Genomic DNA, 14,757 nt, shown 5'->3' on the forward strand with positions numbered 1-14,757 from the left:
ATTGGAGTCGAAGTACGCCGACAACGGCCGCCTGTGGTGGCTCGACATGCATTATTACGACGGTTCCCTGTACGGCTGCTCGGGCGACTCGTACCAGGCGGGCACCGTGCAGGGCTTCACCGCGCAGACCAACTGCCTGGACAAGGGCCTGGTCGTGCAGGGCACCACGATCCGGGTGCCGTTGGACAAGCAGGCGCCGGGTCTGCCCGCGCAGCCGGGCGCGGGCGGCGGGTACATGTCGACCGGGACGGTCGCGCAGGCGTGGAACACCTACGGCGGTCGGCTCAAGGGCCTGATGACGTGGTCGGTCAACTGGGACGGGTCGAAGGGCTGGACGTTCGGGCGCAACGTGAAGTCGTTGCAGGGCAGGTGATGCGCTGACCGGCGCACGGTGTTGCGCCGGTCGGGGCCGTTAGGCGGGTTCCCGGGACGCGGGTACCTCACCGGAGAAGCCGTTGGAGGTGCCCGCGTCCCGGATTGCCGTCCTGGTGCTGCTGTTGGTGGCCGGGTGCGCGTTCGCGCCCGGTGCGAGCACGCCGATCGACATGGTCCCGGAGGGCACGGTCGACACCGCGATCGCGCGCGTGCAGCTGGCGGCGCTGGCGGTCGCGGAGCCCGGCGGGATGGACGGGTACGTGCGGGACTGCGACAACGGGGCGGCGTGCGTGTTCGGCCGGCCGTGGTCCGATGTGGACGGTGACGGGTGCGACCAGCGCAGCCAGGTGCCGGCGCGGGACCTGGTCGGTGTGGTGCGCAAGGACGGGCGGTGCGCGGTGAAGGAGGGGACGCTGCACGACCCGTACACCGGGCAGACCATGACCAGCGTGTCGAAGGTGCAGATAGACCACGTGGTGCCGTTGGCGGAGATGTGGCGCAGCGGCGCGTCGGGGTGGCCGCCGGAGCGGCGCGTGCAAGGCGGCCAACGACCTGCGCAACCTGGTCGCCGTGCAGGGGAAGGTCAACCAGGACAAGGGTGATCGCACACCCGACGAGTGGCTGCCGCCCAACGCGGGGTACGCGTGCCCGTACGCTGACGCACGCGGCTCGGCGGGGGTCGACGTTCGCGTCGGCCCCCGCCGAGCCGCGTGCGCGCGCGGGTCGCGGCGCAGTCACCCGAGGACGGCGTCCACGCCCCGGTGCGGATCTACGTGGGGGTGAAGGCGGCGTACGGGTTGAGCGTGAAGGCTTCGGAGCGGGCGGCGCTGGAGCGGGTGCCGGCGGGCTGCCCTTGACAGGCAGCGGGGCCGCAAATCCGTGCGCGCACGGCCAAATGGCGTACACATTCACACAACCGGACCCGGCTTGTTGTGCCTAGGCTCGACGCACCGACCAACCCCTGCCTTGGTCAGGAGGCGCAGCCATGACCATCCACCGCACCCTGCTGATCGGCGGCGAGGAGATCCCCGCCGCGTCCGGCCGCACCGTCGACGACGTCGCCCCGTTCACCGGCGAGGTGTACGCGACCGTCGCGGCGGCCGGTGTCGAGGACGTGTCCCGGGCCGTGGACGCGGCGGACCGGGCGTTCCCGTCGTGGGCCGCGCTGGGGCCGTTCGCGCGGCGGCGGGTGCTGCTGGACGCGGCGGAGCTGTTGGAGTCGCGGGCGGACGCGGCGGTGGAGCTGATGGCGTCCGAGGTGGGCGGGACGCAGCCGTGGGCGCGGTTCAACGTGTTCCTGGCGGCGAACATCCTGCGCGAGGCGGCGTCGTCGGTGACCGCGCCGCGTGGTGACGTGTTGAGCGCGGAGGAGCCGGGCGCGCTGGGGCTGGCGGTGCGGGAGCCGGTGGGGGTGGTGGCGGCGTTCGCGCCGTGGAACGCGCCGCTGATCCTGGGGACGCGGGCGTTCGCGGCGCCGTTGGCGGCGGGCAACACGGTGGTGCTCAAGCCGAGCGAGGAGGCGCCGTTGGCGTCCGGGCTGTTCCTGGCCGACGTGATGCACGAGGCGGGTCTGCCGCCGGGGGTGCTCAACGTGGTGACCAACGCGCCGGAGGACGCGGCCGAGGTCGGCGAGGCGCTGATCTGCGACCGCCGGGTGCGGGCGGTGAACTTCACCGGGTCGACCGGGGTGGGACGGGTGGTCGGGGCGCTCGCGGCGTCGTGCCTGAAGCCGGCGGTGCTGGAGTTGGGCGGGAAGAACGCGATCATCGTGCTGGACGACGCGGACCTGGGGCACGCGGTGGACGCGGCGGTGTTCGGGGTGTTCATGAACTCGGGGCAGATCTGCATGTCCGGGGACCGGGTGCTGGTGCACTCGTCGGTGGCGGCGGAGTTCACGTCGCGGTTCGTGGAGCGGGTGGCGGCGCTGCCCCACGGTGATCCTCGCTCGCCGGAGACGGTGATCGGGCCGTTGGTGAACGCGGCGGCGGCGTCTCGGGTGGCGGCGTTGGTGGCGGATGCGCGGGCGAAGGGCGCGTCGGTGCTGGTCGGGGGTGGGGCGCCGGAGGGCGCGGTGCACCCGGCGACGGTGTTGACCGGGGTGACGCCGGAGATGGAGGTGTACGGCGGGGAGGCGTTCGGGCCGGTGTGCGCGGTGGAGGTGTTCGGGTCGGACGACGAGGCGGTGGCGTTGGCGAACGACACCGAGCACGGGTTGACGTGCGGGATCTTGACGGAGAACGCGACGCGGGGGTTGGTGCTGGCACGGCGGGTGCGGACGGGGATCGTGCACGTGAACGACCAGTCGGTGGGCGATGAGCCGCAGGCGCCGTTCGGTGGGGTGGGGGCCAGCGGGTACGGGCGGTTCGGGGGGCGGTGGGGGGTGGAGGCGTTCACGACGACGCGGTGGATCACGCTGGCCACGCAGCACGCCCACTACCCGTTCTGAGGACGTGCCGTGGCCTCGTAGTCAGCGCGATTTCGGGAGGGTGATGGTCAGGGCGGCCGCGGCCAAGACCGCGGTCAGGGCTAGGAGGCCGCCGCTCAAGCTCGTCGCGGTGGCGATCGCGCCTACCAGTAGCGGGCCGCCGGCGTCGCCTACCTCTCGGCCCACCTCGGCGCTGCCCATGGTTTGGCCCAGCCGTTCCGGCGGGGTGGCGGCGGCCAAGGCGGCGAACCCGAGAGGGGTGGCGGCGCCGACGCCTGCGCCGATGGACAGAGCGGCGAGGAACAGGGCCGGAAGACCGGGGAGGGTCGCGGCGATCGTGTAGCCGGCTGCGGCCAGGAGCAGGCCGGTGGCCATGCCGGGGACGTCTTTGATGCGACCGGTGTCCCGGAGTTTGCCCACGAGCGGTTGGACCAGGGCGGCTGCGGCGGCCATTGTGGACACTGCCAGGCCGGAGGTCAGCGGACCCGACGACGCCGCCTGCACGGGGAGGAAGCCGACACCCACCGCGAGTGCGGCTGTGGTGGCGGCCAAGGCGGCGGTGGGGCGGAGGAAGCCGGGGTTGGTCAGGCGGCGAGCGAGGTCGCGGAGGGTTTGGCGGGTGCGTGGGAGGGGCGGGACCGCGGGGACCACCAGAGCGGCCCAGATGGCGACGATCAAGGCCAGGGCGGCGAGGGCGGCGAACAGGGCCGGGTAGCCGCCGAAGTGGATGAGGACGCCGCCCAGCACCGGACCCAGGGTGTAGCCGAGGCCCTTCCACGCGCCGTAACCGCCGAAAGCCCGGCCGTGGTGGGACGTCGGGGTCAGGCGGGCGACCAAAGCACTGGCCGCGGGTGAGAAGGCTGCGGCGGCGGCACCTTGAGCGAGGCGTGCCACGCCGACGGCGGCCGGGTTGCCGGCGATCACGAAAGCGGCGGAGGCCAGGGTGAAGGCGATCAGGCCACCCAGCAGGACCGGACGTGGGCCGATGCGGTCGGCCAACGAACCGAACACGGGCTTGAGGACGATCTCCGCGCCGTCGTACACCGCGAGCAGCAAGCCCAGCGTGATCAGGGAAGCGTGGGTGTAGTTGCCCAGACCGGCGGCGATGCCGTGCGCCCCGAAGGCGGTGACGAAACCTGCTGCGTAGAGAGGGGCGCGGCTGAGCACGTGCCGGAACCCTATCCCACGGGGCCGGGCAGTCCGTGCAGGTGGGTGCCGAGCCAGTCCACCGCGTCCTTGCGCGGGACGGGCGGCGGGACCGGGGTGAAGTTGGCGGCGTCGTCGGTGCTGCCGGTGCCGTCGTACTTCGCGCGCAGCGGGTAGGGGAAGACGGGGCGGGTGCGCGGGGTGCCGTCGGGGGCGTGGCCGTGGGCGGTGATGCGGTCGGGGGCGGTGCCGTGTTCGGTCCAGCGGATCAGGTCCGGGAGGGGGTCGAACGACGTGAGGGTGTCGCCCCGGCCGCAGTGGTGCAGGGACGGCACCATGAAGACCCTCACCCAATCAGCCAGCCCCTGCGGGTGCCGGGCGGCCAGGCGGGCGTGGTAGTCGAGCAGGCCGGCGGCGGGGATGGCCTCGTCGCCCCACCCGTGCCACATCAGCAGCTTGCCGCCGGCGCGGTGGAAACCGGTCAGGTCCAGGCTCATCGCGTTGCCGCGCACGCCTTCCGCGGACAGGCGGTGGAACTCGGCGGCGGTGAAGCGGAAGTCGGCCAGGGTGGTGGGCCGAGCGCCGGCGAAGTGGCGCAGGTAGTTGTCCGCGAGCCGGGCGGCGAGCGCGCCGTCGTCGGTGGGGACGATCCAGCGGTTCCAGGCCAGTTCGGAGCCGCGCGGCTGGCCCGCCGGGTAGAGGCGGCGACCCTCGGGGGTGCGGGGGCCGTCGTAGAGCTTGCGGACGGTGTCGACCTGCGCCGGGGTCAGGCACGCCTTGCCGCCCGCCGGGCACAGCAGTGCCGCAGGGTCGAAGTCGCAGTCGCGCGGGTCGTCGAGTTGGCCGTCCACCAGGCCGTCGAGGTGGTCGCAGCGGGCCAGGACGGCGGCGTGCAGGCCGGGCAGCTTGTCCGCGGTGAGGATCGGGTCGCCGTGGACGTCGGTGTTGGCGCGCGCCAGCCACGCCTGGTGCACGATCAGCGCCGAGAGCTGGTTGGCGGGCGCGCCGGCGGCGATGCCGTCGAAGTCGTCCGGGTACCGCTGGGCCAGCAGCAGCGCTTCCCGGCCGCCGTTGGAGCAGCCGGAGAAGTACGAGTAGGTGGGCGGCGCGCCGTAGTAGCGGGCGATGACGTCCTTGGCGGCGCGGGACACGACGTGCGGGGCGCGGAACTGCCAGTCGTCGCGGGCCGCGCGGTCGTCCCGCGCCCAGTCGGCGTCGACCGATGGCACGTCCCCGGTGCCGGTGTGGCCGTCGTCGGTGGTGGCCACGGCCATGTCCCCCGGCGCGGTCACGCACGGGCGCAGCGTGGGCTCGACCAGTTCGCCGCAGAACCCGCCGCAGCCCAGTTGCAGGTAGCGGCCGGAGTAGTCGGTGGGCAGCTTGAGGTGGAACCGGACGTTCGGCGCGACGAGACCCCGCACGTCGCAGTGCTCCCCCTCGGTGTCGGAGGCGTCGACCAGCGTGGCGTCGGTGACCACAGCGGCCATCCCGACGAGACCAGCGCACCGGGACCGCGTGGACGCCGCGCCCGTCAGCAACGACGACGCCACCAAGGCGATCACGACGAGCACCACACGCGCACGAACCGACAAGACCTTCCCTCCCTCCGATCAGCAAATCACAGATCACCCGAACGCATTGCGCCACCAGTTTGAGTCAGTTAGACTCAAACCATGTTCACGAGGGAAGAGGCGCTCCGCAGGGTCGAAGGAGCAAGCCCCGCCCGCCTCTTCGGACCACCCACCCCCGACCGCCGCGACCAGGCCAAACGCCTCTACCGCGCCCTCGCCGGCGCCCTGCACCCCGACCGGGTCGCCCCCGACGACACCCGCGCCCACCGCGCCTCGGCCGACCTCACCCGCCTCTACCACGACTGGCGACACGCCGAACCCGTCACCCTGCGCACCACCCGGGGCACCTACCGCCTCACCGACCTGCACGCCGTGGGCAGCGTCGCCAACCTCTACCGCACCGACGGCCCTCACGTCGTCAAACTCGTCCGCAACCCCAAGCTCAACCCGTTGCTGCACGCCGAATGGCACGCCCTGCGCACGCTCGACGAGTTCACCGACGAGCACCGCCGGCTCAAGCCCTACTACCCCACCCTCCACGACACCGGCGACGTCCAACGCGGCCACCGCGCCTTCACCGTCCTCGAACCCCTCGTGGACGGTTTCGTCACCCTGACCGACGTCAAAGCCGCCCACCCGCACGGGCTCGACGGCCGCGACTACGCCTGGATGCACCGCCGACTCCTGCGCGCCCTCGCCGGCGCCCACCGGGCCGGACTCGTCCACGGCGCCGTGACCAGCGACAACGTCCTGGTCCACCCGCGCCGGCACGGCATCGTCCTCACCGGCTGGACCTTCGCCGTCGAAACCGGCCAACCCCCGCTCGCCACCGACAACACCACCACCTACCCGCCCGAAGTCACCGCCAAAGCACCCCTCTCCCCCGCCACCGACGTCCACATGGCACACCAGCTCATGCTGGACCTGTTGGCGCACAACGAAAAACGGCAACGCACGTTCGCCCGGGGCTGCATGCAGCGCGACCCGGCGGCCCGCCCCGACGCCGCCGACCTGCTCGACGAGTACGACCAACTCCTGGAAGACCTCTACGGCGCAAGGGTGTTCCGGCCCTTCGCCCTCCCCCGACGAGGAGCCTGACCATGGGACACGGACGCTGGGACGACAACGCCTACGCCGCCGCCCGCACCTTCCGCGCCGCCAAGGGCCTGGACGACTTCGGCTACACCGCCAAGCTCAAGAACGGCCCCCGCGACCAGTGGAAGGCCGACCACACCCTCGACCCGCTCGGCGTCACCGCCCGCGAGTGCCGCGACTCGGCCGACCACGCCGACTCCACCCCGATCGCCGTCCTGTTCGACGTCACCGGCTCCATGGGGTACGTCCCGCAGATCATGCAGCGCAAGCTCGGCAAGCTGCACGGACTGTTGCAGCGCAAGGGATACCTCACCGACCCGCAGATCCTCTTCGGCGGCATCGGCGACGCCGACAGCGACCGCGTCCCCCTCCAGATCGGCCAGTTCGAGTCCGACAACCGCATGGACGAGCAGCTGCGCACCATCTTCCTGGAGGGCAACGGCGGCGGGCAGAAGAGCGAGTCCTACGAACTCGCCGCCTACTTCATCGCCCGCCACGTCGTCACCGACGCCTGGGAGAAGCGCGGCCGCAAGGGCTACCTGTTCCTCATCGGCGACGAACTCAACAAGCCCAGGCTGGAGGCCCGCCACATCCGCCGGATCATCGGCGACGACGTCCACCAGGACATCGATCCCGCCTCCGTCTACCGCGAACTGGCCCGCAAGTGGCACGTCTACTTCGTGCTGCCCGACCAGTCCCACTACTACGACGACCCGGAGATCGCCGACCACTGGCGCGGCCTGCTCGGCCAGCACTTCCTCAAGCTCGACGACCCCGGTGCCGTGTGCGAGCTGATCGCCGCCACCATCGGCCTGGAGGAACGCGTCGTCGACCTCGACCAGGCCATGGTCGACCTCGCCGAGGTCGGCTCGGCCGACGAGAGCCGCGCCGTGGGCAAGGCCCTGGTCCAGGTCGGGTCACGCGCCGTCGCCACCTCCGGCACGCCGGACGACCTCGACGGCCCCGACGACGTCACCCTGGCATGACACCGCACGTGATCGTCGTCGGCCTGGGCTTCGGCGACGAGGGGAAGGGGGCGGTGGTCGACGCGCTGTGCGCTCGGGGCCCGGTCACCGCCGTCGTCCGCTTCAACGGCGGCGCCCAGGCCGCGCACAACGTGGTCGTCGACGGCCGGCACCACACGTTCAGCCAGTACGGGTCCGGCACGCTCGCGGGCGTGCCGACCCACCTCTCCCAGCACGTCCTGGTGGAGCCCATCGCCCTGGCCACCGAAACCCGAGCCTTGGCCGCTCTGGGCGTCCCGGATCCTCTGACCCTCCTCACCGCCCACGCCGACGCCCTGCTCACCACTCCCCTGCACATCGCCGCCAACCGCGCCCGCGAGGACGCCCGCGGCGCTGACCGGCACGGCTCGTGCGGCAAGGGCATCGGCGAGACCGCCTGGTACTCCCTGCTGGCCGGCGCTCGTCCCGGCTCGGTGGTGGAACACCAGGAGGTCCTGGGCGTCCCTGGTTCTGCTCCCACCGTCGGCGACTGCCTCCGCCCTCGGCTTCTGCGCCAGAAACTCGACACCCTCGCCCGCTTCTACGAGCCCTTGATCGGCGACGGCACCCACGTGGACGACCTGATCCACCTGTACACCGCTTTCGCCGACGCGGTCCGCATCGTCGACGGCGACCACGTGGGCCTTTTGGCCGACACCGGCCGCCTGGTCTTCGAAGGCGCACAGGGCGTGCTGCTGGACGAAACCCACGGCTTCCACCCCCACACCACGTGGTCCACCACCACCCCGCGCAACGCCCTGACCCTCCTTTCCGGCCGCCCCTCCCGCGTCGTAGGCGTCACCCGCACCTACCACACCCGCCACGGCGCCGGCCCCTTCCCGACCGAGGATCCGGCCCTGGACCGCCCCGAACTCCACAACGACACCGGTCCGTACCAGGGCGCTTGGCGCACCGGCCACTTCGACGCCGTCCTGTTCCGCCACGCCCTCGCCCGCGCCCGCCCCGACGCCCTAGCCGTAACCCACCGAGACGGCCCCGCAGGCATGGTCGCCACCGCCTACAAGACCTCCACCGGCCGCATCACCACCCTGCCTTTGGGCACTGACACCACGTTCCTCAACCAGTGCACCCCCGAACTCGAACCCCTATCCCCCGACTGGTTCGACCGCCTGGACCTCCCCATCGACATCGAAGGCCACGGCCCCAACCGCACCTCCTACACCGTCCGCACCCCAGCGTCCGCTTAGGCTGGGCAACCATGAACGCGCCGCGCATCGAATCGACCCTGGTGTCGGTGGACGTCCTCACCCTGCGCTTCGACGTCGAGGCGCACGCCGTCCTGCTCGCGATCGCCCCGCGTGCGTTCGACCCGTTCGCCGGTGCGCTCGCCCTGCCCGGTGTGCTGCTGGGCAAGGGGGAACGGCTCCGGGACGCCGCCCTGCGCGCGGTCACCACCAAGCTCGGACTGCCCGAGGTCACCGCCGCCGGGCAGCTCGCCACCTTCGACGAACCCTCCCGCGACCCCCGCGGCCCCACCCTGTCGGTCGCGCTCTGGGCCACCCTCGACCCCGCCGCCTCCGCCGCCGGGCCCACCTGGACCCGCCTCGACGACGTCCCCGAACTCGCCTTCGACCACAACCGCATCGTCACCGACTGCCGCCCCATCCTCGCCGACAAGCTGTGGCGCGACACCACCTTCACCGCCGGCCTCCTCGGCCGCGAGTTCACCACCGCCCAAGCCCTCGACGTCACCGAATCCCTCACCGGCGACCGCCCCTACCCCGCCAACCTCGGCCGCACCATGGACCGCGTCCCCGGCCTCGAACGCACCACCCAACACGCCGCCGCCCTCCCCCAGGGCGGCCGACCACCCCTCGTCTGGCGCTGGACCACCCCGTGAACTGGCTCACCACCGCACTCGACAGCCCCGAGTTCCGCACCCTGGGCGCAACGTCGATCCACATCGACGACTACACCGAGGACGACGCGGTCCCCACCGCCTTCCGCCTCCTCGACGAACTCGTCACCGCCATCCACGACACCGACCTCATGGCGATGCTCGTCATCGTCACCGGACTCCACGACGACATCGCCCTCGCCGCCCCGCCCGCCGAGACCCTCGAAGCCGCCTGGGACCACTGGACCCCGCCCGAGCTGTACCTGATCCGACGCGCCCCGCTGCTCTCCCCCTACGTCGTCGAGGAGTACAAGAAGCCCTACCCGCCAGGCACCTTCACCGCACCCCACGGCGTCTACCACGCCTACTACCGCTGCCACCGCCAAGGCGACACAACGGAATTCACCAGCGGGGTCTACATCGAGCACTACCCCGGCAAGTAGCGCGGCGGTCGTCGGGCACCCGCCACCGACTCGAAGGCCGCGGCGAAGCCCAGCACCTTCACGTCCTCCCCGTGCCCGGCCATGAACGACAACCCCACCGGCAGCTCACCCGCGAACCCCGCCGGCACCGTCACGTTCGGGTACCCCGACACCGCCGCCGGCGACGACGACCCCAGCACGAAAGCATCCCCGGCCGCGTAGTCCGTCCGCCACGCCGGAGAGTTCGTCGGCGACACGATCACGTCCAACCCGTGCGCCGCCACCACCTCGTCGATCGACCGCTTCGCCAACGACGTCGCCGTCCGCCGCTGCTCCCGATACCCCGGATCGGTCACCGGCGGCGCATCCCGGGCCATCAGGAAGATCTCCTGGCCGAACCGGCTCAGCTCCACCGGATCCCGCTCGTTGAACGCGATCAGCTCCCCCAACGTCCGCGGCGCGCCCGGCCGCGACGCCAGGTACCGCTCCAGCTCGTGCCGGAACTCGGTCAGCAGCGCCGGCCACTCCGCCGCGAAGATCTCCTCCTGGTACGGCAACTCCACCTCGACCACCACCGCACCGGCCCGCCGCAGCACCTCCACCGCGGAAGCCACCACCCGGTCCGTCCCGGCACTCTTCCCCGCCTGCCGCCACACCCCGACCCGCGCACCCCGCAACGCACCGGGCGCCAGCTCGTAGGACACCCGCCGCCGGTCCAGCACCGACATCAGGATCACCGCGTCCACCACGTGCCGCGCCATCGGACCGGCGGTGTCCTGGTGCGACGAGATCGGCACGATCCCGTCCCCGCTCACCGACCCCAGCGTCGGCTTGAGCCCCACGATCCCGTTCGCCCCCGACGGGCACACGATCGACCCGTCCGTCTCCGTCCCCACGGCCACCTGCGCCAACGACGCCGCCACCGCCGCACCCGACCCCGACGACGACCCGCACGGGTTGCGGTCCAGCACGTACGGGTTGTTGGTCTGGCCGCCCACCGCCGACCAACCGGACGTCGACCGCGTCGAGCGGAAGTTCGCCCACTCCGACAGGTTCGTCTTGCCCAGCACCACCGCGCCCGCCTCGCGCAACCGGGTCACCAGCTCGGCGTCGTCGCGCGGCGGGACCCGCAGCGCCCGGGAACCGGCCGTGGTCGCCAGACCGCGCGTGTCGATGTTGTCCTTGATCAGCACGGGGATGCCGTCCAGCGGACCACGCGCACGACCGGCACGCCGGCGCTGATCGCTCTCGGCGGCCTGGCGCAGCGCGGTCGGGTCGACGGCGACGACCGAGCGGACCTTGCGGTCGACGGTGTCGATGCGGCGCAGGTAGGCGCGGGTCAGGTCGACCGCGGTCAAGGTGCCCGCGTCGAGCCGGCGGACGAGCTGCGGGATGGTCGCCGCGTCCAGGTCCAAGCCGTGGGCGTGCGCGGGAGGAGCGACGAGCAGCACGGTCATCGCCGCCGCGAGCAGGGATCGCATGTCCCCAGCCGTAGTGGTCCGGCGCGCGCGGGGTCAAGCCGCCGATGGTCGGGGACTTATTTTAGTCAACACTGAAGTTATCATGCCTACTGAGCGGGAATTCTCACGCCACACTCAGGCAGCGCGCGGATCATCGGTGGTGGACACCCGTCTCTGGACTCCGGAGGCCCGCCATGACCGTCCTGCCCAACACCGCCCTCCCGACCGCCGGCTGGGCCACCGCCCGCGGCGCGCGGCGCGTGGCCGCCGACGCCGCCGCCGTCCGCACCTCCCCCACCGCGTTCGCCGCCGCCGTCGCGGACGGCATCGGCGACACCGGGGCCGCCGCGTCCGCCGCCCGCTTCGCGGTGGCCGAAGCGGTGGACGCGGCGTGGCGCGCCGGGGTGCTCGAAGCTGCCGGGGTGTCCGAGGCCATGGAGGACGTCCGCCGCGGCCTGCACGAGTCCGGCCTGTCCACCCACCCCCTCGACGTCCCCCTCCCCCGCCCGGCCGGCGAAAGCCTCCCACAGCCACCCGCACCCGACGTTCGGCGGGCGCACGCAACCGGGTCGGGTGACACGACGCTCGTGGTCGCGGCGGGTGGCGTGCCGCAGTGGTTCGTGGCCTGGGTCGGGGACTGCCGGGCCTACTTCCTGCCCGAGAACGGCCCCGCGACCCTGCTCACCACCGACCACACCGTCGGCCGCTACCTGCGCGACCGCGGTGTCGACGCCAACCCGCGCCTCGACCTCGTCGTCACCACCACCGCCCGCAAGGGCGGCCACGGCGTGGCCCGCGGGGCCGGTCCGGGCCGGCTGGTCCTGCTCACCAACGGCGTCCACCGCGCCACCGACGAGGCCACCGTCACCCGCCTGGCCCGCTCCGCCACCGACCCGGCCGAAGCCGCCCGCGCCCTGGTCGACGTCGCCGTCGAGGACAACGCCGCCGCGGTCGTGGTCGACCTGCGTTGATCGGGCGGCCGCGGCGGACTCGGGGCACGATGGCGGCGGAGGTGGGGATGTCCGACACGCTGGTCAGCGCCGATGGCCTGACCCTGGCCCAGGTCGCCGAAAGGGTGGCCGCCGGCCGCACGAACGCCGTCGGCGCGCGCACCAGCCGCAGCGCGGCGCAGATCGTCCGGGCCAACGTCATCACCCCGTTCAACGGCCTGCTGGCCACCCTCTTCGTGCTCGTGCTGCTCACCGGGCACTGGCAGAACGGCCTGTTCGGCCTGGTCATCGTGGCCAACACGGCCATCGGCGTGGTCCAGGAGCTGCGCGCCAAACGCACCCTGGACCGCCTGGCCGTCCTCAACGCCCCGCACGCCCGCGTGGTCCGCGAGGGGCGGGTGGCCGAGGTCGAGGTGGCCGAAGTCGTCGCCGACGACCTGATCGAGCTGCGCACCGGGGACCAGGTGGTCGCCGACGGCGCGCTGACCGCGTCGGCCGGCCTGGAGATCGACGAGTCGCTGCTGACCGGCGAGTCCGACCCGGTCGCCAAGGACCGGGGCGACGAGGTCCGGTCCGGGTCGATCGTGGTCGCGGGCAGCGGGCGGTTCGTGGCCACCGGGGTCGGCGCGGACGCCTACGCCACCCGGCTGGCCGCCGAGGCGCGCCGGTTCACGGTGGTGCCCTCGGAACTGGTGCAGGGCACGAACAAGCTGCTCAAGTGGATCTCGCTGCTGATGCTGGTGGTCGGGCCGCTGCTGCTGTGGAGCCAGTTCGAGACGCCCGACACCGACACCTGGCAGGAGGCGGTGACCGGCGCGGTCGCGGGCCTGGTCGGGATGGTGCCCGAGGGCCTGGTCCTGTTGACCAGCCTGGCGTTCATGCTCGCGGCGGTGTCGCTGGCCCGCAAGCAGACGCTGGTGCAGGAACTCCCGGCGGTCGAGGTGCTGGCCCGCGTGGACACCGTGTGCCTGGACAAGACCGGCACCCTGACCCACGGCGACATCGTCTTCGACCACCTGATCACCGACGATCCCGAGGAGGTGCGGGAGGCGCTGGCCCTGTGCGCGTCCGCGCCGGACGCCAACGCGACCTCCGCCGCGCTGGCCGAGGAGTTCACCGGCGGCACGTGGCGGCGGACCGGCGGGGTGCCGTTCTCCTCCGCCCGCAAGTGGTCGGCGGTGTGCGCGGACGGCCACGGCACCTGGGTCCTGGGCGCGCCCGAGATGGTCTTCCCGGACACCACCGACGATCCCCTGGTGCGCCAGGCCGCGGAGATCGCGGGCGGCGGCAAGCGGGTGCTGGTGCTCGCCTCGACACCGGGCCGGCACACCGACACCGCTCTGCCCGCCGACCTCACGCCCCGCGCGCTGGTCGTGCTCGCCGAACGCATCCGCGACGACGCCGCCGACACGCTGCGGTACTTCGCCGAGCAGGGCGTGGCGTTGAAGGTGATCTCGGGCGACAACCCGCGCACGGTCGGCGCGGTGGCCGTGTCCGTCGGCGTGCCGGGCATCGAGCACGCGACCGAAGCGGTGGACGCCCGCACCCTGCCCGAAGACCCCGACGCGCTGGCCGAGGTGCTGGAGCACAAGGTGGTCTTCGGCCGGGTCACGCCCCAGCAGAAACGGGCCATCGTCGGTGCGCTGCAACGCAAAGGCCACGTCGTGGCGATGACCGGCGACGGCGTGAACGACGCGATGGCGTTGAAGGACGCCGACATCGGCGTCGCGATGGGCAACGGCGCGCCGGCGACCCGGGCGGTGGCCCAGTTGGTGCTGCTGGACAGCCGGTTCGCGCACCTGCCGGACGTCGTCGCCGAGGGCCGGCGGGTGATCGCCAACATCGAGCGGGCCGCGAACCTGTTCCTGGTCAAGAACGTCTACTCGCTGGTCCTGGCCCTGGTCGTGGTGGCGACCGCGTTGGCCTACCCGTTGGCGCCGATCCAGCTGACCCTGATCTCGGCCACCACCATCGGCATCCCCGGCTTCGTGCTGGCGCTCGCCCCGAACCGCCGCCGTTACGTGCCGGGTTTCCTGCGCCGGGTGCTGCGGCTGGCCATCCCGACCGGTGCGGTCATCGGTCTCGCGGCCTATGCGGGTGACCTGGTGATTCGCGGCTTGGAACCGGACGGCGGGCGAGGCGCGGGTCAGACCGTGGCGACGGTGGTCGTGCTGATCGCCTCGCTGTGGACGCTGTCGCTCCTCGCCCGCCCGTTCACCCGGTGGAAGTTCGCCCTACTCGCCGCCCTGGCCGGGTTCGCCGCGCTGGTCCTCGCCGTGCCCGCGCTGGGCACCGGCATCTTCCTGCTCGCCGTGACACCGCAACGCCTCCTGGTCGGCGTGGCGATCGGGCTGGTGGCGGGGTTGCTCGTCGAGGTCGTGGGCCGGGTGGTGCTGCGCCCGGTGCAGACCGCCGAAAGTGAGGCTCGCTCGACTGAATCCTTTTAACACC

Annotated in this window: 13 protein-coding genes and 1 pseudogene; 11 read left to right on the plus strand and 3 right to left on the minus strand. The window is 72.5% G+C overall.

Features of this window, described 5'->3' with window-relative positions; all coding sequences use genetic code 11:
• Positions 1 to 10 precede the first annotated feature (10 nt).
• The 4 genes and pseudogenes from RIN75_RS07635 to RIN75_RS07650 form a co-directional block, all read left to right on the plus strand.
• Positions 11 to 373: pseudogene (locus tag RIN75_RS07635) on the plus strand (chitinase); the annotation flags it as partial.
• A gap of 82 nt (positions 374 to 455) precedes the next feature.
• Complete coding sequence (locus RIN75_RS07640) at positions 456 to 977, plus strand: hypothetical protein (RefSeq protein ID WP_309111086.1); 522 nt, start codon at positions 456 to 458, stop codon at positions 975 to 977.
• A gap of 108 nt (positions 978 to 1,085) precedes the next feature.
• Entirely contained in the window at positions 1,086 to 1,232 is a 147-nt protein-coding gene (locus tag RIN75_RS07645; RefSeq protein WP_309111087.1) for a hypothetical protein, read from the plus strand.
• A 128-nt stretch (positions 1,233 to 1,360) separates the two neighbouring features.
• Positions 1,361 to 2,821, plus strand: coding sequence for an aldehyde dehydrogenase family protein (locus RIN75_RS07650; protein WP_309111088.1), 1,461 nt, complete (start codon positions 1,361 to 1,363; stop codon positions 2,819 to 2,821).
• A gap of 21 nt (positions 2,822 to 2,842) precedes the next feature.
• Here RIN75_RS07650 and RIN75_RS07655 read toward each other — a convergent pair whose 3' ends face one another.
• Both RIN75_RS07655 and RIN75_RS07660 read right to left on the minus strand, forming a co-directional pair.
• Entirely contained in the window at positions 2,843 to 3,967 is a 1,125-nt protein-coding gene (locus RIN75_RS07655; RefSeq protein WP_309111089.1) for an MFS transporter, read from the minus strand.
• Between the two features lie 11 nt (positions 3,968 to 3,978).
• On the minus strand, positions 3,979 to 5,508 hold the full coding sequence (locus tag RIN75_RS07660; RefSeq protein ID WP_309111090.1) for a tannase/feruloyl esterase family alpha/beta hydrolase: 1,530 nt from the start codon (positions 5,506 to 5,508) through the stop codon (positions 3,979 to 3,981).
• Positions 5,509 to 5,619: 111 nt separating this feature from the next.
• Between RIN75_RS07660 and RIN75_RS07665 the strand changes: the two genes are divergently transcribed.
• From RIN75_RS07665 to RIN75_RS07685, 5 genes are read left to right on the plus strand one after another with little or no spacing between them, the layout of a single operon-like run.
• Positions 5,620 to 6,615, plus strand: a complete 996-nt coding sequence (locus RIN75_RS07665) for an adenylate cyclase (protein ID WP_309111091.1) — start codon at positions 5,620 to 5,622, stop codon at positions 6,613 to 6,615.
• Between the two features lie 2 nt (positions 6,616 to 6,617).
• On the plus strand, positions 6,618 to 7,598 hold the full coding sequence (locus RIN75_RS07670; RefSeq protein ID WP_309111092.1) for a hypothetical protein: 981 nt from the start codon (positions 6,618 to 6,620) through the stop codon (positions 7,596 to 7,598).
• Positions 7,595 to 8,824 (plus strand): adenylosuccinate synthetase, encoded by a 1,230-nt coding sequence (locus RIN75_RS07675; RefSeq protein WP_309111093.1) that lies wholly within the window; start codon positions 7,595 to 7,597, stop codon positions 8,822 to 8,824. Before RIN75_RS07670 ends, RIN75_RS07675 begins: the two co-directional genes overlap by 4 nt.
• A gap of 11 nt (positions 8,825 to 8,835) precedes the next feature.
• Positions 8,836 to 9,477, plus strand: a complete 642-nt coding sequence (locus tag RIN75_RS07680; protein WP_309111094.1) for an NUDIX hydrolase — start codon at positions 8,836 to 8,838, stop codon at positions 9,475 to 9,477.
• Complete coding sequence (locus RIN75_RS07685; protein WP_309111095.1) at positions 9,474 to 9,917, plus strand: hypothetical protein; 444 nt, start codon at positions 9,474 to 9,476, stop codon at positions 9,915 to 9,917. Before RIN75_RS07680 ends, RIN75_RS07685 begins: the two co-directional genes overlap by 4 nt.
• On the opposite strand, the gene RIN75_RS07690 is transcribed toward RIN75_RS07685, so the two are convergent.
• Positions 9,902 to 11,377 (minus strand): amidase, encoded by a 1,476-nt coding sequence (locus tag RIN75_RS07690; protein WP_309111096.1) that lies wholly within the window; start codon positions 11,375 to 11,377, stop codon positions 9,902 to 9,904. The two genes, RIN75_RS07685 and RIN75_RS07690, sit on opposite strands and share 16 nt — an antisense overlap.
• Positions 11,378 to 11,550: 173 nt before the next feature.
• Between RIN75_RS07690 and RIN75_RS07695 the strand changes: the two genes are divergently transcribed.
• Positions 11,551 to 12,327, plus strand: coding sequence for a protein phosphatase 2C domain-containing protein (locus RIN75_RS07695; protein ID WP_309111097.1), 777 nt, complete (start codon positions 11,551 to 11,553; stop codon positions 12,325 to 12,327).
• Between the two features lie 47 nt (positions 12,328 to 12,374).
• Positions 12,375 to 14,753 carry an HAD-IC family P-type ATPase gene (locus tag RIN75_RS07700; RefSeq protein ID WP_309111098.1) on the plus strand — a complete coding sequence of 793 codons (2,379 nt, stop codon included), beginning with the start codon at positions 12,375 to 12,377 and terminating at the stop codon, positions 14,751 to 14,753.
• Positions 14,754 to 14,757: the final 4 nt, after the last annotated feature.

Source organism: Saccharothrix sp., from assembly GCF_031180885.1.
In the GTDB taxonomy this organism is placed as follows: domain Bacteria; phylum Actinomycetota; class Actinomycetes; order Mycobacteriales; family Pseudonocardiaceae; genus Actinosynnema.

What these genes read in the sequence shown, in the direction of transcription:
- RIN75_RS07650 (WP_309111088.1), top strand. Translation starts at nt 1,361, where the DNA reads ATGACCATCCACCGCACCCTGCTGATCGGCGGCGAGGAGATCCCCGCC.
- RIN75_RS07665 (WP_309111091.1), top strand. Translation starts at nt 5,620, where the DNA reads ATGTTCACGAGGGAAGAGGCGCTCCGCAGGGTCGAAGGAGCAAGCCCC.
- RIN75_RS07670 (WP_309111092.1), top strand. Translation starts at nt 6,618, where the DNA reads ATGGGACACGGACGCTGGGACGACAACGCCTACGCCGCCGCCCGCACC.
- RIN75_RS07675 (WP_309111093.1), top strand. Translation starts at nt 7,595, where the DNA reads ATGACACCGCACGTGATCGTCGTCGGCCTGGGCTTCGGCGACGAGGGG.
- RIN75_RS07680 (WP_309111094.1), top strand. Translation starts at nt 8,836, where the DNA reads ATGAACGCGCCGCGCATCGAATCGACCCTGGTGTCGGTGGACGTCCTC.
- RIN75_RS07690 (WP_309111096.1), bottom strand. Translation starts at nt 11,377, where the DNA reads ATGCGATCCCTGCTCGCGGCGGCGATGACCGTGCTGCTCGTCGCTCCT.
- RIN75_RS07695 (WP_309111097.1), top strand. Translation starts at nt 11,551, where the DNA reads ATGACCGTCCTGCCCAACACCGCCCTCCCGACCGCCGGCTGGGCCACC.
- RIN75_RS07700 (WP_309111098.1), top strand. Translation starts at nt 12,375, where the DNA reads ATGTCCGACACGCTGGTCAGCGCCGATGGCCTGACCCTGGCCCAGGTC.